Origin of the sequence: Natronomonas salsuginis (assembly GCF_005239135.1) — an archaeon.
Lineage (GTDB): Archaea > Halobacteriota > Halobacteria > Halobacteriales > Haloarculaceae > Natronomonas > Natronomonas salsuginis.
On the sequence record NZ_QKNX01000002.1, the window covers coordinates 343,855 to 361,405 of the forward strand.

Sequence of the window (17,551 nt, forward strand, 5' to 3'; positions counted from 1 at the left end):
AGTGTCAGCGTTTCGCGGCGACGGGCGTTGGTGGGTGCGGCTTACCGGCTGGCGGGCGGCTCGGCCGCCGAGACGAATCGAACCGGTTCACTCGTTTTCATATTCCTAACAATATACCGTGAGATTCCCATTGTGTACATGTTCGATCTCACCGCCTTTCAGCGAGATGTGCTGTACGTTACGGCAGGGCTGGACCGGCCGTCCGGACAGCGGATCAAGTCCGAACTGCAGAAGTCGATCGACAGGATCACCCACGGACGGCTGTATCCGAATCTCGATACACTCGTCGAACAGGGGTATCTCAGCCAGGGACAGATCGACCGGCGAACGAACTACTACGAGTTGACCGACCAAGGCGAGAGCATCATCGTCGATCGGCGCCGGTGGGAAGACTCCTACGTCGACATCGATGCGATGTCGTAAGTAACGGTCAGCGGCTCCGAAGCGGCGTCTCGCCGTCGGTGGGGGGATACGCGATGACCTGCCCGCTTCGATAGACGGTGATGGTGCATCCGTCGTGTGTGAACGTCAGATGGTCGTTCGAGCGATCGTCGAGACACTTGTTCCGGAACAGCTGGTCGAGCGCGTCCGGATCGACCGACTCCGAGAGCGGCGGTCCGGAGCTCGGCTCCTCGCCGGAAAGAGCCAAGATCACGTACGTGACGGTTTGGCTGAGTGGATTCGACGATGTCCAGTCGTGGTGAAGGTGATACGACCCCCGGATCGGATCGTATCCGAGTTCATCGGCTTCGTGTTCTGGTTTCGCCATGATCGAGTGCCCGTTTCGTGATCATTGATAAACACCCACGCACCTTTGTTAGCCCCCCACAATAGTCGGTAATTCCGTCGTTTACCGAGGTAATAGCCAATTTATCGTGAGGATCACGACGTTCGATATGGCCGAGCGGGGGATCGATCCCGGCAGTTTCAATCCGGATCGATTCGAACGCGGGTCCATGAGCACGCTACAAATTGCGGACGGAGCGGTCCTCGCTGCGGATATGAGCGTCCGATCGGCGGACGTTCTGGCCGATCGCGAGACGGGACGAATCGTCGAGGTCGGCGATACCGCACGGGGCGACGAGATCCTCGACGCCGACAGTGGGCTCGTGATTCCGGGACTGGTCAACGCTCACTGTCACGTCGCCATGACGCTCCTTCGCGGCTACGCGGACGACAAACCGCTCGACGCGTGGCTCCGAGAAGATATCTGGCCGACGGAAACCGAGCTCGAGACGGACGACATCGTCGCCGGAACCCGCCTCGGGGCGGTCGAGCTGCTGAAAAACGGCGTGACCGCGCTCGGCGATATGTACTTCGAGGTGCCGGAGAGCGCCGCCGCGCTCGCCGAGGCCGGCCTCAGAGCCCGCGTCGGCCACGGGATCGTCACGGTCGGCAAGGAGGAAGTCACCGCGCGGGCGGACTTCGAGACGGGGCTCGACGTCGCGCGAGAGCTCGACGGTGCGTTCGACGGTCGGATCGCGACGGCGCTGATGCCGCACTCGCTCACGACCGCCGCCGCCGACCTCCTCGCGGAGTACGTCCCTCGCGCGAGAGAGGCGGGAATCCCGCTGCACTACCACGCCAACGAGACGCGCGACGAGGTCGAGCCGATCGTCGAGGAGCGCGGCGTTCGACCGCTCGAGTACGCCGACGAACTCGGCATGCTCGAGGAAGGGGACTTCATCGCACACGGCGTCCACACCGACCGAACGGAGATCGAGCTGCTCGCCGAGCGCGGCGTCGGCGTCGCCCACTGTCCGGCCTCGAACATGAAGCTCGCGAGCGGGATCGCCCCCGTTCAGGAACTACTCGACGCCGGGGTGACCGTCGGGATCGGCACCGACGGCGCGGCCTCGAACAATGACCTCGACGCGTTCGACGAGCTCCGCGACGCCGCGATGGTAGGCAAACTGAAGGCCGACGACGCCTCGGCCGTATCCGCCCCCGAGGTCGTTCGAGCGGCGACTGCGGGCGGAGCCGACCTGCTCGGCTTCGATTCGGGTCGGATCGAGCCGGGGGCACTCGCGGACCTCGCCGTGATCGACCTCGAAGCGGCCCACCTCACACCGGCCCACGACCTCGTCAGCCACCTCGCCTACGCGGTTCGGGGCTCGGACGTGCGCCACACCGTCGTCGACGGCGACGTGATCGTCCGTGATCGCGAGATCCTCACCCTCGACGAGGCGGCCGTCCGACGGGAGGCCGAACGCCACGCCGAGTCGTTGATCGCGCGCGCCGAATCGAACCGTTGAACGCTCACAGGGGCCGATAAACGATATACACCATTCTCCTGCGGTCGTAAACTCGCACCACCCCCGGTGAACGAAATGAACGGGTACCCCGGTTTAGGGACGGCGTACCTGTACGGGAGGATGCATATGAACCCGAATACACGGCTCATCGCAGTCAGCCTATCGGCGCTGTTGATGCTGTCAGCCCTCGGTCCCGGACTGGCGATGGCGGACGCCGCATCCGCGAGCGGCAATTTGAGCATCAACGTCGCCCAGAACGACGGCGTCCTCGTGACGGTGAGTGACGACGACGGTGGCGTGACGAACGCGTCGGTGAACGTGACCGTCGACGACGCGAACGCCACGTACGGAGGCGCTGGAACGCACACGACCGACGAGAACGGAACGGTCGGACTCCCGACCCCCGATGAGACGGTGGCCGTGACGATCGACGCCGAATCGGGGAACCGAACTGCGACGACGAGCGCGACGTTAACCGCCGAATCCGAGCCAACGGGCGGAACGCCGTTCGGGCTTCGCGTGACCGAGTTCGTCTACTCGCTGGTGAACGGCAACGGGGACGACGACCGAAGCATCAGTGAGCGCGTCTCCGGTTTCGTCACGTCGAACAACCCGGGGAACGCCTCGGATCGGTCCGGACCCGAGGACCGACGCGGTCCGCCGGAATCGAGCGATTCGGATGAGCCGAACGAGACGGCTGACGACGCCGACGAACGGCGCGGCCTGCCGACGCACGCCGGACCGGACGGCGAGGTCGGCCCACCGGCACACGCAGGCCCCGATGGTGACGAAGGTGACGCCGTGGACGACGAACCGGAGGACGAAGGTGATGATGCTGGCGAGGGCGAAGAAGGCGGAGCGAATGACGTAGATAGCGACTCCGAAGACGACGCCGAGGCGGGAGACGAGACCGAGCCGGAAGACAGCGACGCGGATGCCGAGCGTTCGAGCGATGAGCACGAACGCGGCGACGAGTCCGACGGCGGCTCCGAAAGCAACGGGGGACCGAGCGACGCTCCCGGAAACAGCGGGAACGCCCCCAGAAACGGACCGCCCGATCGGTGATCGGGCGGACCGTCACCGCGGGTCGAACCGGCCTTCGGTAGCGTTTTCCCGCGCTCGCTCCTCGTGACGAGTATGAGTCACCTGACGATCATCGAACAGCTCGACGATCCGGAGGAGGCCCGCCAGTCGGGCCGAAAGAAGATCGAGTGGGCCCGCCAGCACATGCCCATTATGACCGCCGTCGCCGAGGAGTTCGGCGCGGAGAAACCGCTCGACGGAGAAGTGATCGCCATGGCGATGCACGTCGAGGCGAAGACAGCCGTCCTGACCGAAGTGCTCGCCGAAGCGGGCGCGGAGGTGGCGATCACCGGCTGTAACCCGCTGTCGACCCACGACGACGTGAGCGCGGCGCTCGACGCGAACGACGCGATTACCTCCTACGCCAAGCGCGAGGTCGACGAGGAGGAGTACTACGCCGCCATCCAGGCGACGCTGGAACACGATCCGACGGTCACGGTCGACGACGGCGGCGACCTGGTGATGGCGATCCACGAGGACTACCCCGAGCTCATCGACTCGATCGTCGGCGGCTGTGAGGAGACGACGACGGGCGTCCACCGCTTGCGCGCGATGGATGACGACGGCGCGTTGCGCTACCCGATGTTCGCGGTCAACGACACGCCGATGAAGCGGCTGTTCGACAACGTCCACGGGACGGGCGAGGCCTCGCTGTCGAACATCGCCATGACGACGAACCTCTCGTTCGCCGGCAAGACAGTCGTCGTCGCGGGCTACGGCTACTGCGGGAAAGGCGTCGCGATGAAGGCGAAGGGGCAGAACGCCCACGTGGTCGTCACCGAGGTCGAGCCCCGAAGCGCTCTCGAAGCGCACATGGAGGGCTACGAGGTCTGTCCGATGGCAGAGGCCGCCGAGAAGGGCGACATCTTCGTGACGACGACCGGAAACCGCGACGTGATCGTCGAGGAGCACTTCGAGCGGATGGCGGACGGCGTCGTCCTCGCGAACGCCGGCCACTTTAACGTCGAGATCAACCTCGATGAGTTGGACGACCTCGCCGTCTCGCGCCGCGAGGTCCGCGACGGCGTCGAGGAGTTCGAGCTGGACGACGGCCGCCGGATCAACGTCCTCGCCGACGGCCGCCTCGTGAACCTCGCCTCGCCGGTCGCCATGGGCCACCCGGTCGAAGTGATGGATCAGAGCTTCGGGATTCAGGCCGTCTGCGTCCGCGAGATGGTCGAAAATGGCGACGCGTACGACGCCGGCGTGCACGACGTGCCGGACGATCTCGACCGGGAAGTCGCCGAGATCAAACTCGCCGCCGAGGGCGTCGAGTTCGATGGCCTGAGCGACGAACAGGTCGAGTACATGGGCAGCTGGCAGCACGGAACCTGATCGACCGGTCGATCCGCGGGGCCACGGCGGCGCTCACAGCTCGTTTTTTACGTAGCCGCCGAGATAGCCGCCGAGCGCGCCCAGACCAATCGTGTACGCGGCGACGAACACCAGCGCGAGAACGCCGACGATGCCGATCGCTCTCGGGACGCCCGCGAAACCGAGCAAAAAGAGTGCGAAGAACATGATGAGGACGAACGGGAGGAGCATGACGAGCCCCGCGAGCGTGCCGACCCGAAGGCCCGCCTTTGGATCACTCCCCTCCAGATAGCCGGCGACGCCGCCGCCGAGGATCGTCGAGAACGGGAGAAACGCGAGGACGATGCCGACGAGACCGCCGAGAAGGGCGTTGATACCGGAAGACGTTCCCGTGGTGGTTCGCTGCCGGTCGGGAGGCGTCGAGTCGGACGGCGTGGAGGGCTCGGAGACCATACGGGACGCTACCCCATCGATACACAAAAACCCGGTGGCGATACCGCTCCCCGACTGCGATACTTTTTATTCGGTCGGAACGAACGGTGCCGTATGGAATGGCAAACCGACTGGGGACTGCGGTTTCGCATGGGCTTTACCATGTTTTTGCTCTTCGCCCTCTATTTGATCTTCATCGGGATACTGACGGCGTACTTCGGGAATCTCCTGTTCGCCGCGGTCATGCTCGGAGCGTTCTCGATCGTCCAGTTCTTTTTCAGCGACAAGCTCGCGCTCCGGTCGATGGGCGCACGGACCGTCACGGAGGAGGAGTACCCGAAGCTCCACGCCCAGATATCGCGGCTCGCCCAGCAGGCTGACCTGCCGAAGCCGACGGTCGCCATCGCCGAGAACCGGACGCCGAACGCCTTCGCGACCGGCCGGTCGCCCTCGAACGCGTCGGTCTGCGTGACGACCGGGATCCTCTCGACGCTCGACGACGACGAACTGGAGGGCGTGTTGGCACACGAACTCGCCCACATCAAAAACCGCGACGTGGCCGTAATGACGATCGCCTCCTTTCTTTCGACGATTGCCTTCCTCATCGTCCGATGGGGGTGGCTCTTCGGCGGGCGGGATCGAAACGGGGCTCCGATGATCGTCGCCATCCTCGTCTCGCTGCTCGTGTGGGTGATTTCGTTCCTGCTCATCCGCGCGCTCAGCCGGTATCGCGAGTACAGCGCCGACCGCGGCGCGGCGATGATCACCGGCAATCCGTCGGCGCTCGCGACGGCGCTGATGAAGATCTCCGGGCGGATGGACCAAGTGCCCGACGAGGATTTGCGCGAGCAAGCGGAGATGAACGCCTTCTTCATCATCCCGATCACGCGCGGGTTCATCGGCCGGATCGCGTCGACGCACCCACCGACCGAAACCCGGATCGAGAAGCTCCGGGAACTCGAACGAGAGATGGAGCGTTAACCGCCCGCTCTGTCGTGGTTGCTGAGTGAACCACCTCGGGGTCAAGCCCCGAGGCACTCGGCCTGCTCCGTCCGTAGAGGATGAGCACGAACAGCGAGAACTCCAGGGTGATGGAGAGCGCATCGGCGGCCAGGGAGAGGGCGAGCGGTCGGAGGAAGTCGTTGGCGGCGGTCGTGAGCTCCGCGATGCCGACCTCGTAGGCGAAGCCGAGGACCTCGACCGGAAGCTCGTCGGGGAGGTTGTTGAGCAGTTCGATGGGCGTGCCGCGGCGCTCGAACAGCGCGAGGGCGATCGGGAGCAAGAGAAGAATTACGACGAGGAAGGCAGCGATCGTGACCGCCGCGCTCGCGAGTCGCCGTGGGACACCATGAGCGACGAGTCGCTGTCAGAGCGGATAGAGCACGTACGCGACCGTGATTGTGAAAAAGACGACCTCGACGACGTTCCAGAGGACCGCGACCGCCAGCGCCCCGACGGCGACCAGGAGTCCGGCGATGACATGACAGCGCCGTCGGAGCGAGGGCACACGTCCAGATGCCTCCCCGAACACAAACTCGTTCCCGGGAAGACGAACGCCGACGGCGCAACGTCGGCGACCGGGATACTTACATACCACCGAGTGTAACCACGCAGTAATGAGACGACGAACGTTCGTTTCGGTCGCCGGGGGGAGCCTTGCCGCGCTGTCGGGCTGTCTGGGCAACGGCGGCGAAAACGGGAACGGTAACGGTGGAAACGGCGATAGTACCGACACCAGGGACGCAACCGAGACCGAAGACGGCGGGACGGCAACCCCGGTCGAGGATCCGACGATCACGATCGCCACCTACGACTCCTTTGTCGACGGCGAGGACCCGGTCGGGCCGTGGCTCAAATCGGAGTTTGAGGCCGAGTACGACGCGACAGTCGAGTTCCGGACGCCGAGTTCGGGGATCAATCAGTACATCCAGCGTGCCCAGCAGGGTGCGGAGATCGACGTCGACCTGTACGTCGGGCTGAACGTCGACGAACTCATCCGGATCGACGAGCAGCTCGATTCGGCGCTGTTCGACTCGCTCGACGGGGAGATCGACGGCTCGGATCGAGTCCGCGACGAGCTCCGATTCGACCCGGACGGGCGGGCGATCCCGTACGACACCGGCTACATCAGCCTCGTCTACGACGAGCGCGAGGTCACCCCCAAGACGTTCGAAGACCTCACGGACTCCGAAAACGCGGGGGAGCTCATTGTCCAGAACGCCCAGCAGTCCGACCCGGGCGTCGCGTTCCTGCTGTGGACGATCCACGAGTTCGGTGCCGACGGGTATCTCGACTACTGGAGCGACCTGCAGGACAACGACGTTCGCGTCCTCGGCTCGTGGGACGACGCGTACAACGCTTACCTCAACGAGGAGGCCAGCATGGTCGTCTCCTACTCGACCGACCAGGTCTACTACGGGGACCAACCGCGACACCAGGTCGGCTTTCTGAACGATCAGGGCTACGCCCAACCGGAGGGGATGGCCCGCTTCGCCGACGCCCCGAACCCCGACGCCGCACGGGAGCTGATGGAGTTCATGCTCCGCCCCGACGTGCAGGGCGTCATCGCCCAGAAGAACGTCCAGTTCCCCGCGGTCGCCGACGCCGACCTCGACGAGGAGTTCGACGCGGTCGCGCACGTTCCGCCCGAACCCGTCACCTTCGGCTACGACGAACTCGCCGGCAACCTCGACGGCTGGATTGAAGCGTGGGCCCGACAGATCGTCGGGTGATGCGTCGTCGGCCTCGACTCTCCGAGCTGCCCGTACTCGTCGCCGCAGTCGCCACGGCGGTCCTGCTCGCGGTCATGCTGTACTACCCGGTCGCGAGTGTGCTCGCCGGAGCCGTCCTCGTCGACGGACGCCCGACGCTCGAACCGATCCGTTCTATCGTCACGGATTCCTTTTATTTGCGGCTGTTCCGATTCACCGCCTACCAGGCGCTGTTGTCGACGATCGCGAGCCTCGCGCTCGGGCTCCCGGGCGCGTACCTCCTGTCGCGATACGAGTTCCCGGGGCGACGGACGATCCGCTCGCTGACGCTCGTGCCGTTCGTGCTCCCGTCGATCATGGTCGCCGTCGGCTTCGCCGCGATGTTCGGCACCGGGGGGCCGCTGAACCGCGCGCTCGCGGCGTTCGGGCTGCCGCCGATCGAGCTGCTGTTCACGCTCAAGATCATCGTCCTCGCGCACGCGTTTTACAACGCGCCGCTGGTCGTCCGTGTCGTCGCGGCCGCCTGGGAGACCGTCGATGCACGGACCGTCGAAACCGCCCGAAGCCTCGGGGCGTCGCCGCGGCGCGCCTTCCTCGACGTGGTCGTGCCGCAGCTCCTGCCGGCTGCGCTGACGAGCGCGCTGTTGATCTTCATATTCACGTTCATGTCGTTCCCGATCGTGTTGGCCCTCGGCGGCCTCCAACTCGCGACCGTCGAGGTGTGGCTCTACGATCGGATCACGAGCCTTCGGCTCGACGAGGCCGCCGCGCTCGCGGTCATCGAAGCGGCGATCACGCTCGGACTGACGTACGCGTATCTGCGATACGAGACGGCGCAAGCGGCGTCGCGAAGCGTCGCGCGTCGCACCCGAAAGCGGCTGTTCGGTACCCTCGACCTCGATCGGATCGCGATCGGCGCGTACGGCATCGTCGTGCTCGTCGTCTTTCTCGGGCCAATCGTCTCGATGCTGCTGGCGAGCGTCACGAGCGTGAGCGGGGGGATCACGCTCGAACACTACGAGCTTCTCTTCGCCCGACGGGAGACGGTCGTCGGCACCCGACCGGATCTCGCGATCTGGAACTCGCTCGTGTTCGCCGTCGGGACGCTCGCGCTCGCGGTTCCGATGGGCGTCGTGCTATCGATGCTGACCGCGCGGGACACGCTCACGGCGAGAGTCGTCGGAACGCTCGCCATGGTCCCCTTCGCGGTCTCCGGAATCGTCGTGGGGCTCGGGCTGTTGCAGACGGTGGTCTTCGGCGTCGATGTGTTCGGCTATCGAGTGCAGGTGACCGGCGCGGTCGCGATCGTCGCCGCCCACGCCGTCGGCGCGTACCCCTTCGTCGTCCGCACGGTCGCGCCGGCGCTCGCGTCGATGGACGACCGACTCGTCGAATCCGCCCGGGCGCTCGGCGCGTCTCGAACCCGCGCGCTCGTCGACGTCGAACTGCCGCTCGTGATGCCAGCGGTCGCGGCGGGTGCTGCCTTCGCCTTCGCGATCAGCATCGGCGAGTTCAACTCCACGATCGTGCTGGTGGAGGGCGGGGACGCTTACACGATGCCCGTCGCCGTCGAACGGTATCTCGCTGACCGGACGCTCGGTCCGGCGACCGCGATGGGGTCGGTACTTTTAGTCGTCACGAGCGTCAGCTTCGTCGTGATCGAGCGCGTCGGGGCGTACGGAGGGATCGAGTGATGGACGAGGTCGGGGGATCGAGCCGATGAGAGTCGAACTCGACGGCGTCTCGAAGCGCTACGGCGAGACGACGGCGCTCGAATCGGCGTCCATCACCGTCGAGGACGGCGAGTTCTTCACGCTCGTCGGCCCGTCGGGATGTGGGAAGACGACGACGCTCCGCCTGCTCGCGGGGTTCGAGGAACCGACCGAGGGAGCGATCCGCTTCGACGGCGAGTCGGTCGCCGGAACGCCGCCGGAAGACCGCTCCGTCGGCCTCGTTTTCCAGAGCTACGCGCTGTTTCCGCACATGAGCGTCGCCGAGAACGTCGCCTACGGGCTGAATTTCGCCGATCCGCCGGACGGCGTCTCGACTGACGAGCGCGTCGTCGAACTCCTCGAGTTGGTCGGGCTCTCGGGGTTCGACGACCGCGACCCGTCCGAGTTATCGGGCGGCCAACAGCAGCGCGTCGCGCTGGCGCGGGCGCTCGCGCCCGGCCCCGATCTATTGCTGCTCGACGAGCCGATGAGCGCGCTCGACGCCCGGCTCAGACAGCGTCTGCGGCGGGAGCTCAGGGAGATCCAACGCAACCTCGAGATCACGACGGTCTACGTCACCCACGATCAGGCCGAAGCGCTCGCGGTGTCGGATCGGCTGGCGGTGCTCTCTGACGGGACCGTCGAACAGACGGGCGAACCCACGCGGCTGTATCGCCGCCCCGAGAGCCGATTCGTCGCGGATTTTCTCGGCGAGAACAACGTCTTCGAAGCGGAGGTGTGCAACTCAACGGGAACGGGTGAGCGAGGCCAGACACGCACCGTCGTTCGCGTCGACGGCCGCGAGTTCGAACTGGCCACGGACGGGGCGATCACCGGCGGCGTCACCTTCTGCGTCCGGCCGAGCGCGTTCGGAACGGACGTCGACCGGAACCGAATCACCGGCGACGTCCTCGACAGCGAGTTCCTCGGCGAGACGGTACGAGCCCGACTGTCGTGGAGGGACCGCCGACTCGTCGTTTCGCTCTCGGAGCCGCCGGCGAGCGATGAGCTGACGGTCGGCTTCGATCCGGCCGACGCGTGGATTATCGGTGAAGAAGCGAGCGGAAACGCGACCGAGCGCGAAGGGTGAGCGGACGCGACTACTCGCCGTCGAGCGGTTCGCCGCGGCGGTCGACCCGCGTGGCCGGCAGACCGGCGCGCTCGGCGTGCTCGTGGATCGTCGCCTCGTCTTCGGCTTGGTAGTAACGGAACGTTCCCGTGACTGCGCCATCGTCGTTCGTCAGTACTTCGGAGTCGACCCACCAGATGCCGACGTCCCCCTCGCGGAGCGATTTGACCGCCTCAGCGGAGCTCTCTCCAGTTCGCGAAGGATCAGAAAGTCGTCGCCAGTCATCGAGATCCAACGGCGATTCGAGAGATCGGCGTACAAAAGTGGGGAATCGGCGGCGCCCGGCGGTTACCCGAACGTCCGTTCGAGTTCGGCTTCGAGTTTCTCGACGTAGGTGTCCAGTACGGTCTGGAAGCGCTCCTGCTCGACGACGACCCCCGATCCGTCGAGTCGTCCGTAGGGGTTCTCGGGCACGTCGAGGGAGAACGACCCCGATTCGTCGTCGTAGAACGGCTCGGACTCGTTGAGCACGTACTGATCGATCCCGTGGATCAGCGTCGAGTCGTACTCGTCGTTCATCCGGTTGAACACGTTCTTGTACGCTTGCTGAAGCTGCGGGAAGAAGTCGACGTACTTCTTTTCGTCGAAGGTTTCGGCGTCCATGGGCGCGGTTGGGAACGGACGGGCAAAAAGCGGTCGGACCGGGGCTCGGCGCTCGACTGAGGCGGGCGTCGGGGCGAACGCAACCGATTTGAGCCCGCCCGGTGATCGACGCGTATGTTCCGAAGCGGCCGTTTCGTCGCCGGCCACATCGATCCGACGACCGACGCGCAGCGCCAACCGAACGGGACCGATCTGACGCTCGACGCGGTGTTTCAGCAGGTTGAGCCGGGGCGAATCACCCGTGACGGTAAGACGATCGGCGAACGGGAGGAACTCGAGCCGGACGCCGACGGAGAGCGCGACGTCTACCGCCTCCCGCCGGGCGGTTACGTAGTCCGCTACTGCGAGACGGTCTCGATCCCGGAGGGCCACATCGGCTTCATCTACCCGCGTTCCTCGCTAATGCGGAACTCCTGTATGCTCAATACGGCCGTCTGGGACGCCGGCTACGAGGGAAAAGGCGAGGGACTGCTCGAGGTTCATCACCACGTCGAACTGGAGGCGGGCGCGCGGATCGCACAGATCGTCCTCGCCGAGGCCGGTCACGAGGGAACCTACGACGGGAGCTATCAGGGCGAAAACCTCTGAGTCCGAAAACCGTCACGAGGGCGCGACGCCGACCGTCAGGAGCGTTCCGAGCTCGCGGTAGCGCTCGACCATCGCCGCGCGAGCCTCCCACTCCTCGGTTGGGAACGCCGACTCGTCGGGGATCTCGGTCTCGGTGTCGGGGACGTTTTCTTGTCCCGCGACGAACAGGCCGGCCTCGCGGAACGCGTCGCGATACTCGGGGGCGGACCACCGGGTCATCTCGATGGAGATGTTCTCCTGCCAGACGTGTGAGTGGACGTTCTCCTCGTAGTAGTTGACCGCACAGTAGAACGTCCCGCCAGGGCGGAGCACGCGGCGGATCTCCCGAAGCGTCTGAATGGGATTTTGCGCGTAGTAGAACGCCTCCATCGAGAAGACGTGATCGACCGAGTCGGTGGCGAAGGGGAGGGCGTCGAAGTCGCCCCGGACGAACCCGATCGCGTCGTCGTCGGTGTAGTCTCGGGCGTTTCGAAGCATCTCCGGCGCGCCGTCGAGGCCATAACACTGGCCGGCGCTTCTGGTCTCCCGGAGCGCCCGCAGCGCGTACCCGGATCCGGTACCGAGATCGAGCACCGTCTCTCCCGCCTCGACGGGCATTCTGGCGAGGACGTGCTTCGCGGTGTGCCAGTGGCGTTCCTCCATCCCGCGGTCCCGCCCCTCAGCGGCCCACGAATCGAACTCCGTCGCGACGTTCATACGCGTACCGAGCGCGCGACGGCACAAAACAGTACAGAAACTGGCCTGGATCGCGTCACCGATCGTCGGGGTCATCCTTCATTGCCGCAGGCCTTGCACGTGACGACCATCTCCGCTAGCTCGGGCGTGGCGATCGACGCGATCGCCTCGTCCGCCACTACGGGGTCGACGCGTGTCGCCACTCCTCGAGCGTGAATCCCTCGTGCTCCGTTTCGCGCTCCAGTAGCCACTCGTTGGGAGCGAAGTTGGGGTAGTACGCGTCGCCGTCGTACTCGCCGGGAACGCGGCTCAGCAGCATTCGATCGACGCGCGGTTGGAACAGTTCGTAGATCCTGCCGCCGCCGAGTACGTACACCGTCTCGGTACCCAGCGACGCCGCGAGTTCCGTCCCGAGCTCCAGCGCCGCCTCGACGCTTCCAGCGTGGTGAGCCGTCTCGACGTCGTACTCGCGCTTGGTGCGGCTCAGGACGACCTGTGCACGGCCGGGGAGGTCATCGAGCATCGACTCGAACGTCCGGCGGCCGAGGGTAACCGGCGAGTCGGCGACGCGGGCTCGGTACTGCTCTTTGTCCGCCGGGATCGAGTCCCAGGGGAGTTCGCCGTCAGCGCCGATCACGCTATTTTCCGCCACCGCGGCCACGGAGACCAGTTGCATGGGCTACGCCTCGTACCGTTCGCCGGCCGGGATCGCGATCTCCAGCCAGTTCTCCTGCGGCGGCAGCGGGCACTCGTAGGCCTCGGTGAACGCGCAGAAGGGGTTGTACGCGAGGTTGAAATCGAGCGTGAAGGTGAAGCCGTCCTCGAGTGTCCCCTGATAGTGCAGTTCCATGTACCGACCGCCGGGGTAGGTTTGCTGCCCAGTCGTCTTATCGCGGAACGGGACGAACAGCGAGCCGTCGTCCTGATCGACGCGGCGGTAGCCGACGAGGGTCTGCTCGGTGGGCTCGCCGCGCTGGTCGGGGATTTCGAAGTGCAGCCGCGCCACCCGCTCGTACAGCTGTTCGCCGTCGGTGCTCGTCGCCATCGTCACCGTCTCGTCGCTCTCGTCGAGTTCGACCGTCGCCTCGACGCGGTAGTGGGGATCGGGCTCGAAGTAGTCGAGGCCGTCGAACTCTCGCCGCCCGTCAGGCCCGAGCGGCGAGGAGTGCGGCGTCTCGAACTGCTCGTCCTTGCGTTCACGATACGATTCGAGCTCCTCTCGCCACTCGTCGACGTCGAATGCCATACCCGAACGTCGACGCGGCGGTCAATAAGCCGTCCGGGACGCCCCGAGCTGTGCCGCGGTCGATACGTCTTTAGGTGAAGACGAGCCAGTTCCGGTCGTGTCCTCGGAGTCCGACTGGCGGCCGATCTTCGGCCACGACGAGCCCTACGACGATCAGATCGACGGCATCGACGCCGCGATCGAAACCGCCGAGCGATCGGGCTTTCTGGCGCTCGAAGGAGCCTGCGGAACGGGAAAGACGATGCTCGCGCTCACCGCGGGCATCTCGCTCGTCCGCGATCCGGACTCGCCGTTCGAGCGCGTCTTCGTTCTGACGAGCGTCAAACAACAGCTCAAACAGTTCGAGAAGGATCTCCGGACGATCAACGCGAACCTTCCCGACGACTGGCGAGCGGTCTCGGCGATGACGCTCGTCGGGAAGGCCGACGTCTGCCCGTACAACCTCGCCGGCTCGGGTGGCATCGACGATCGGAACGTCTACGAGCGGTGCGAGGGATTGCGGGACCGAACGCGCGGACTCGTTTCGGAGGAGACGACGGCCGGATCGCTCGTCGCAGACGCGAAGAGCCAACAGGTCGGACTGGCTGATTCCCAGCGCGGAGCGACGTATCTCGAAGCCGCCGACGAGCCGACGCCGTACCCGAAAGAGATGCCGGAGTACGGCGGAACAGTCGAGTACTGCCCCTTTTACGCGCAGTATCTCGACGACCTGCCCGAGGACGGCGATCCCGTGGAGGCAGTTCCGTTCGATCCGACCGATCGCGGGCTCATCGAGACCGACGACCTCGTTCGGCTGGCGGCGGGCCGGGGGAGCTGTCCGCACTCGGTGATGGGCGCGCTGTTGCCGCACGTCGAGGTGCTCGTCGGTAACTACTACCACGCGTTCGATCCGACGACGGTCGAATCGTTCACCGGCGAACTCATCGACGAAGAGACGTTCGTCGTCTGTGACGAAGCCCACATGCTCGAACCGCGGGTCAGAGAGCTCGTTGGCGACGGCGTCTCCGATCGGGCGCTCTCGAACGCCGAGAACGAGCTCTCGCGGGTCATCGAACCGGTCGCGGCGGTCGAAGAGGCCGGCACTGAGGCGCGATACGGTTCGGATGCGAAACAGCAGGCCACAGCGATCCGCGAGGCGCTCGCCGAGACCGACGTGACGCTCGGCGAACTCCGCGATACCCGCCGGTTTTTGGCCGCGCTCGTCGATCGACTCGACGATCGAGTGACGGCACACCTCGACGAGGAGCGACCACGGTGGCGCGAGAACCTCGCGGAACTCGACGACGACGAACTCCCGCTTCGCGACCCCGAGACGCCGGCGACGGACGAACTGACGCGGTGGGCAGAGCAGAACGGATTCGACGCGCGGATCTGGACCCGCGCCGAGAGCGTCTGTGCGGTGACCGGCCGGATACTCGACACGATCGAAGAGGAAGACAAACGCCGGGCCGCGCCGCCGGTCGGTCGGACGCTCGGACGGTGGTATCGAGCCGATCACACGGAGTTCTTCCGCGAAATCGAATTGGAGCGGACGTGGGACGATATCCACCCCGACGGCTCGTGGCGGCGCGCGTACACCGCGACGTACCGCCTGCATAACTGTCTCCCCGCCGGGGCGATCGGCGACCGACTCGACGCGTTCGGCGGTGGCGTGTTGATGAGCGCGACGCTGGAGCCGCTCGACGTGTTCGCCGAGGTGACGGGACTCGACCACCTCGAATCGGAGGCCGAACGCCCCGTTCGAACGCGCACCTACGGACTCGAGTTTCCGGCGGAGAATCGGGCGTCGTTCGCACTCGCTGCGCCGAAGTTCACGTACAGCAACCGTGGCGACACGGACGAGGCGACGCCGACGCGACGCGCACACGCCAGGGCGATCAGACAGGTCGCCACGAGCCCCGGGAACGTGTTGGTCGGGATGCCCTCCTACCGAGAGGCCGAGTGGGCCGCCTCGGTGCTCTCGGCGGTCGACAAGCCCGTCCTCCTCGACGAGGCGACCGACGACGTCGCGACCGAGCGGTTGAAACGGGAGTTCTTCGAGGGCGGGCCGAAGGTGTTGGTGACGAGTCTCCGCGGAACGCTCACGGAGGGCGTCGACTATCGCGGCGACCGACTCTCCGCGGCGATCGTCTGCGGGGTCCCGATCATCAACACGGCGAGTCCGCGGATCCGCGCGGTCAGGACCGCCTACGACCGGGCCTTCGGTGACGGGTTCGAATACGCGCTCGCCGTCCCGGCCGTCAGGAAGGCGAGACAGGCGATCGGTCGGGTCATCCGCGGGACCGACGAGCGCGGCGTTCGGGTGCTCTGTGACGAACGCTACGCGAAGGAGTCGTGGGATAGCGTTCGCGACCTGCTCGGCGAAGCCGAGCGAGAGGAGTTCAACCCCGTCGGAACGGACATGTTCGACTACGCGTTAGAGCAGTTCTGGGGCGAGTGAGTCGGACGCGCTGCTCACAGATACAGTTTCGACATAAGCCGTCCGCGTCCGCTCGGGACGCCTTCTGGCGAGCGCGCCCCTTCGCCTTTCCGGACGAACACCGACGGCCGTCGGCTCGCATATCCGGCTACGATGAGATTTTCTCAGTCCCAATACAAAAATTCGATGGCCGACTCAGCGATCGATACGGCGACCCGGGGGCGCTCGCACGGCCAACAGGGCGACGGCGGCGACATCGATCGTTGGACGAATCGCTCGCCCGCAGGGGGACGACCGGACCGCCAGCGGGGCGCTCACCGAAAACGGGGCAAAAAGCCAGGTGTGCAAAGCATTTATATGTAGAGTCGTCAAACCATATAAGTATAATGCCAGGACCCACCCGCCAGCGAGAGCGTACCAGCGAGGAGGAGACAGAAACGGAGGAAGAGACCGGCTGTCCGGAGTGTGAGTCGGATTCTCTGGTACGGAGCGCTGACGGAGGGGGTGAACTCGTCTGTGAGGACTGCGGGCTCGTCATCGAGGAGGAGAACATCGACCGCGGACCGGAGTGGCGGGCGTTCAACCACTCCGAGCGCCAGTCGAAGTCCCGCGTCGGCGCACCGACGACGCAGACGATGCACGACAAGGGACTCACGACGCAGATCGACTGGAAAGACAAGGACGCCTACGGCCGTTCGATATCCTCGGAGAAACGCTCACAGATGCACCGCCTCCGGAAGTGGCAAGAGCGGATCCGAACCAAAGACGCGGGCGAGCGGAACCTCCAGTTCGCGCTGTCGGAGATCGACCGGATGTCGTCGGCCCTCGGCGTCCCCCGATCGGTCCGGGAGGTCGCCTCGGTCATCTACCGTCGCGCGCTCGACGACGACCTGATCCGCGGCCGCTCGATCGAGGGCGTCGCCACGGCCGCCCTCTACGCCGCCTGCCGGCAGGAGGGCATTCCGCGCAGCCTCGACGAGGTCGCGGAGGTCGCCCGCGTCGAACAGAAGGAGATCGGTCGCACGTATCGCTACATCGCACAGGAGCTCTCGCTCGGGCTCGAACCGGTCGATCCGGTCCAGTACGTCCCCCGCTTTTGCTCGGAACTCGGCCTGAGCGAGGAGGTCGAGCAGAAGACCCGCGAGATCATCGAAGTGACCGCCGAGAAAGGGATGTTGTCGGGGAAATCTCCCACCGGCTACGCGGCCGCCGCGATCTACGCCGCCTCGCTGCTCTGTAACGAGAAGAAGACCCAACGCGAGGTCGCCGAGGTGGCACAGGTGACGGAAGTCACGATCCGAAACCGGTATCAAGAGCAGATCGAAGCGCTCGGCATCCACTGATCGCACGTCCCCGTTTTCGTGATCGCGCCTGTCGGGCTGAA

At 65.7% G+C, this 17,551-nt stretch carries 19 protein-coding genes; 12 read left to right on the forward strand and 7 right to left on the reverse strand.

The window, feature by feature from the left end:
* Window positions 1-138: 138 nt before the first annotated feature.
* Window positions 139-423, forward strand: coding sequence for a PadR family transcriptional regulator (locus DM868_RS06505; protein ID WP_137276057.1), 285 nt, complete (start codon window positions 139-141; stop codon window positions 421-423).
* Between the two features lie 7 nt (window positions 424-430).
* Here DM868_RS06505 and DM868_RS06510 read toward each other — a convergent pair whose 3' ends face one another.
* Entirely contained in the window at window positions 431-769 is a 339-nt protein-coding gene (locus DM868_RS06510) for a HalOD1 output domain-containing protein (RefSeq protein ID WP_137276058.1), read from the reverse strand.
* Window positions 770-956: 187 nt separating this feature from the next.
* Here DM868_RS06510 and DM868_RS06515 point away from each other — a divergent pair, with 187 nt between their 5' ends.
* The 3 genes from DM868_RS06515 (at window position 957) to DM868_RS06525 (ending at window position 4,673) form a co-directional block, all read left to right on the forward strand.
* Complete coding sequence (locus tag DM868_RS06515; RefSeq protein WP_137276059.1) at window positions 957-2,255, forward strand: amidohydrolase; 1,299 nt, start codon at window positions 957-959, stop codon at window positions 2,253-2,255.
* A gap of 126 nt (window positions 2,256-2,381) precedes the next feature.
* On the forward strand, window positions 2,382-3,320 hold the full coding sequence (locus tag DM868_RS06520; RefSeq protein WP_137276060.1) for a hypothetical protein: 939 nt from the start codon (window positions 2,382-2,384) through the stop codon (window positions 3,318-3,320).
* A gap of 72 nt (window positions 3,321-3,392) precedes the next feature.
* Complete coding sequence (locus tag DM868_RS06525) at window positions 3,393-4,673, forward strand: adenosylhomocysteinase (protein WP_137276061.1); 1,281 nt, start codon at window positions 3,393-3,395, stop codon at window positions 4,671-4,673.
* Between the two features lie 33 nt (window positions 4,674-4,706).
* On the opposite strand, the gene DM868_RS06530 is transcribed toward DM868_RS06525, so the two are convergent.
* On the reverse strand, window positions 4,707-5,105 hold the full coding sequence (locus DM868_RS06530; RefSeq protein ID WP_137276062.1) for a DUF5518 domain-containing protein: 399 nt from the start codon (window positions 5,103-5,105) through the stop codon (window positions 4,707-4,709).
* Between the two features lie 93 nt (window positions 5,106-5,198).
* Between DM868_RS06530 and htpX the strand changes: the two genes are divergently transcribed.
* Genes htpX through DM868_RS06555 form a run of 5 tightly spaced genes read left to right on the forward strand, consistent with a single transcriptional unit; the run spans window position 5,199 to window position 10,597 of the window.
* The gene (gene htpX, locus DM868_RS06535; RefSeq protein ID WP_137276063.1) at window positions 5,199-6,065 is read left to right on the forward strand and encodes a zinc metalloprotease HtpX; all 867 of its coding nucleotides are present in this window, start codon (window positions 5,199-5,201) and stop codon (window positions 6,063-6,065) included.
* A gap of 25 nt (window positions 6,066-6,090) precedes the next feature.
* The gene (locus DM868_RS06540; protein ID WP_137276064.1) at window positions 6,091-6,690 is read left to right on the forward strand and encodes a hypothetical protein; all 600 of its coding nucleotides are present in this window, start codon (window positions 6,091-6,093) and stop codon (window positions 6,688-6,690) included.
* A gap of 10 nt (window positions 6,691-6,700) precedes the next feature.
* Window positions 6,701-7,816 carry a thiamine ABC transporter substrate-binding protein gene (locus tag DM868_RS06545; RefSeq protein WP_137276065.1) on the forward strand — a complete coding sequence of 372 codons (1,116 nt, stop codon included), beginning with the start codon at window positions 6,701-6,703 and terminating at the stop codon, window positions 7,814-7,816.
* Window positions 7,816-9,489 carry an ABC transporter permease gene (locus tag DM868_RS06550; RefSeq protein ID WP_137276066.1) on the forward strand — a complete coding sequence of 558 codons (1,674 nt, stop codon included), beginning with the start codon at window positions 7,816-7,818 and terminating at the stop codon, window positions 9,487-9,489. Before DM868_RS06545 ends, DM868_RS06550 begins: the two co-directional genes overlap by 1 nt.
* 25 nt (window positions 9,490-9,514) lie before the next feature.
* Window positions 9,515-10,597 carry an ABC transporter ATP-binding protein gene (locus DM868_RS06555; RefSeq protein WP_137276067.1) on the forward strand — a complete coding sequence of 361 codons (1,083 nt, stop codon included), beginning with the start codon at window positions 9,515-9,517 and terminating at the stop codon, window positions 10,595-10,597.
* 10 nt (window positions 10,598-10,607) lie between these two features.
* Here the strand turns inward: DM868_RS06555 and DM868_RS06560 are convergent, their stop codons facing one another.
* Both DM868_RS06560 and DM868_RS06565 read right to left on the reverse strand, forming a co-directional pair.
* Entirely contained in the window at window positions 10,608-10,871 is a 264-nt protein-coding gene (locus DM868_RS06560) for a nickel-binding protein (RefSeq protein ID WP_137276068.1), read from the reverse strand.
* Window positions 10,872-10,924: 53 nt separating this feature from the next.
* The gene (locus DM868_RS06565; RefSeq protein ID WP_137276069.1) at window positions 10,925-11,239 is read right to left on the reverse strand and encodes a DUF5783 family protein; all 315 of its coding nucleotides are present in this window, start codon (window positions 11,237-11,239) and stop codon (window positions 10,925-10,927) included.
* Window positions 11,240-11,353: 114 nt separating this feature from the next.
* On the opposite strand from DM868_RS06565, the gene DM868_RS06570 reads away from it, so the two are divergent.
* Window positions 11,354-11,827, forward strand: coding sequence for a deoxyuridine 5'-triphosphate nucleotidohydrolase (locus DM868_RS06570; RefSeq protein WP_137276070.1), 474 nt, complete (start codon window positions 11,354-11,356; stop codon window positions 11,825-11,827).
* 12 nt (window positions 11,828-11,839) lie between these two features.
* Here DM868_RS06570 and DM868_RS06575 read toward each other — a convergent pair whose 3' ends face one another.
* The 3 genes from DM868_RS06575 to DM868_RS06585 form a co-directional block, all read right to left on the reverse strand.
* Window positions 11,840-12,523 carry a class I SAM-dependent methyltransferase gene (locus DM868_RS06575; protein WP_222845489.1) on the reverse strand — a complete coding sequence of 228 codons (684 nt, stop codon included), beginning with the start codon at window positions 12,521-12,523 and terminating at the stop codon, window positions 11,840-11,842.
* Between the two features lie 157 nt (window positions 12,524-12,680).
* Entirely contained in the window at window positions 12,681-13,178 is a 498-nt protein-coding gene (locus DM868_RS06580) for a dihydrofolate reductase (protein WP_137276072.1), read from the reverse strand.
* 3 nt (window positions 13,179-13,181) lie between these two features.
* Window positions 13,182-13,748, reverse strand: a complete 567-nt coding sequence (locus tag DM868_RS06585) for a DUF1684 domain-containing protein (protein ID WP_137276073.1) — start codon at window positions 13,746-13,748, stop codon at window positions 13,182-13,184.
* Between the two features lie 97 nt (window positions 13,749-13,845).
* On the opposite strand from DM868_RS06585, the gene DM868_RS06590 reads away from it, so the two are divergent.
* Both DM868_RS06590 and DM868_RS06595 read left to right on the forward strand, forming a co-directional pair.
* The gene (locus DM868_RS06590; RefSeq protein WP_137276074.1) at window positions 13,846-16,188 is read left to right on the forward strand and encodes an ATP-dependent DNA helicase; all 2,343 of its coding nucleotides are present in this window, start codon (window positions 13,846-13,848) and stop codon (window positions 16,186-16,188) included.
* Between the two features lie 365 nt (window positions 16,189-16,553).
* The gene (locus DM868_RS06595; protein WP_015409142.1) at window positions 16,554-17,510 is read left to right on the forward strand and encodes a transcription initiation factor IIB; all 957 of its coding nucleotides are present in this window, start codon (window positions 16,554-16,556) and stop codon (window positions 17,508-17,510) included.
* Window positions 17,511-17,551 lie beyond the last annotated feature (41 nt).

Excerpts from the sequence above, each read along its gene's own strand:
- DM868_RS06505 (WP_137276057.1), top strand. The coding sequence starts at position 139 with ATGTTCGATCTCACCGCCTTTCAGCGAGATGTGCTGTACGTTACGGCA.
- DM868_RS06510 (WP_137276058.1), bottom strand. The coding sequence starts at position 769 with ATGGCGAAACCAGAACACGAAGCCGATGAACTCGGATACGATCCGATC.
- DM868_RS06515 (WP_137276059.1), top strand. The coding sequence starts at position 957 with ATGAGCACGCTACAAATTGCGGACGGAGCGGTCCTCGCTGCGGATATG.
- DM868_RS06520 (WP_137276060.1), top strand. The coding sequence starts at position 2,382 with ATGAACCCGAATACACGGCTCATCGCAGTCAGCCTATCGGCGCTGTTG.
- DM868_RS06525 (WP_137276061.1), top strand. The coding sequence starts at position 3,393 with ATGAGTCACCTGACGATCATCGAACAGCTCGACGATCCGGAGGAGGCC.
- DM868_RS06530 (WP_137276062.1), bottom strand. The coding sequence starts at position 5,105 with ATGGTCTCCGAGCCCTCCACGCCGTCCGACTCGACGCCTCCCGACCGG.
- htpX (WP_137276063.1), top strand. The coding sequence starts at position 5,199 with ATGGAATGGCAAACCGACTGGGGACTGCGGTTTCGCATGGGCTTTACC.
- DM868_RS06545 (WP_137276065.1), top strand. The coding sequence starts at position 6,701 with ATGAGACGACGAACGTTCGTTTCGGTCGCCGGGGGGAGCCTTGCCGCG.
- DM868_RS06550 (WP_137276066.1), top strand. The coding sequence starts at position 7,816 with ATGCGTCGTCGGCCTCGACTCTCCGAGCTGCCCGTACTCGTCGCCGCA.
- DM868_RS06555 (WP_137276067.1), top strand. The coding sequence starts at position 9,515 with ATGAGAGTCGAACTCGACGGCGTCTCGAAGCGCTACGGCGAGACGACG.
- DM868_RS06565 (WP_137276069.1), bottom strand. The coding sequence starts at position 11,239 with ATGGACGCCGAAACCTTCGACGAAAAGAAGTACGTCGACTTCTTCCCG.
- DM868_RS06570 (WP_137276070.1), top strand. The coding sequence starts at position 11,354 with ATGTTCCGAAGCGGCCGTTTCGTCGCCGGCCACATCGATCCGACGACC.
- DM868_RS06575 (WP_222845489.1), bottom strand. The coding sequence starts at position 12,523 with ATGAACGTCGCGACGGAGTTCGATTCGTGGGCCGCTGAGGGGCGGGAC.
- DM868_RS06580 (WP_137276072.1), bottom strand. The coding sequence starts at position 13,178 with ATGCAACTGGTCTCCGTGGCCGCGGTGGCGGAAAATAGCGTGATCGGC.
- DM868_RS06585 (WP_137276073.1), bottom strand. The coding sequence starts at position 13,748 with ATGGCATTCGACGTCGACGAGTGGCGAGAGGAGCTCGAATCGTATCGT.
- DM868_RS06595 (WP_015409142.1), top strand. The coding sequence starts at position 16,554 with ATGCCAGGACCCACCCGCCAGCGAGAGCGTACCAGCGAGGAGGAGACA.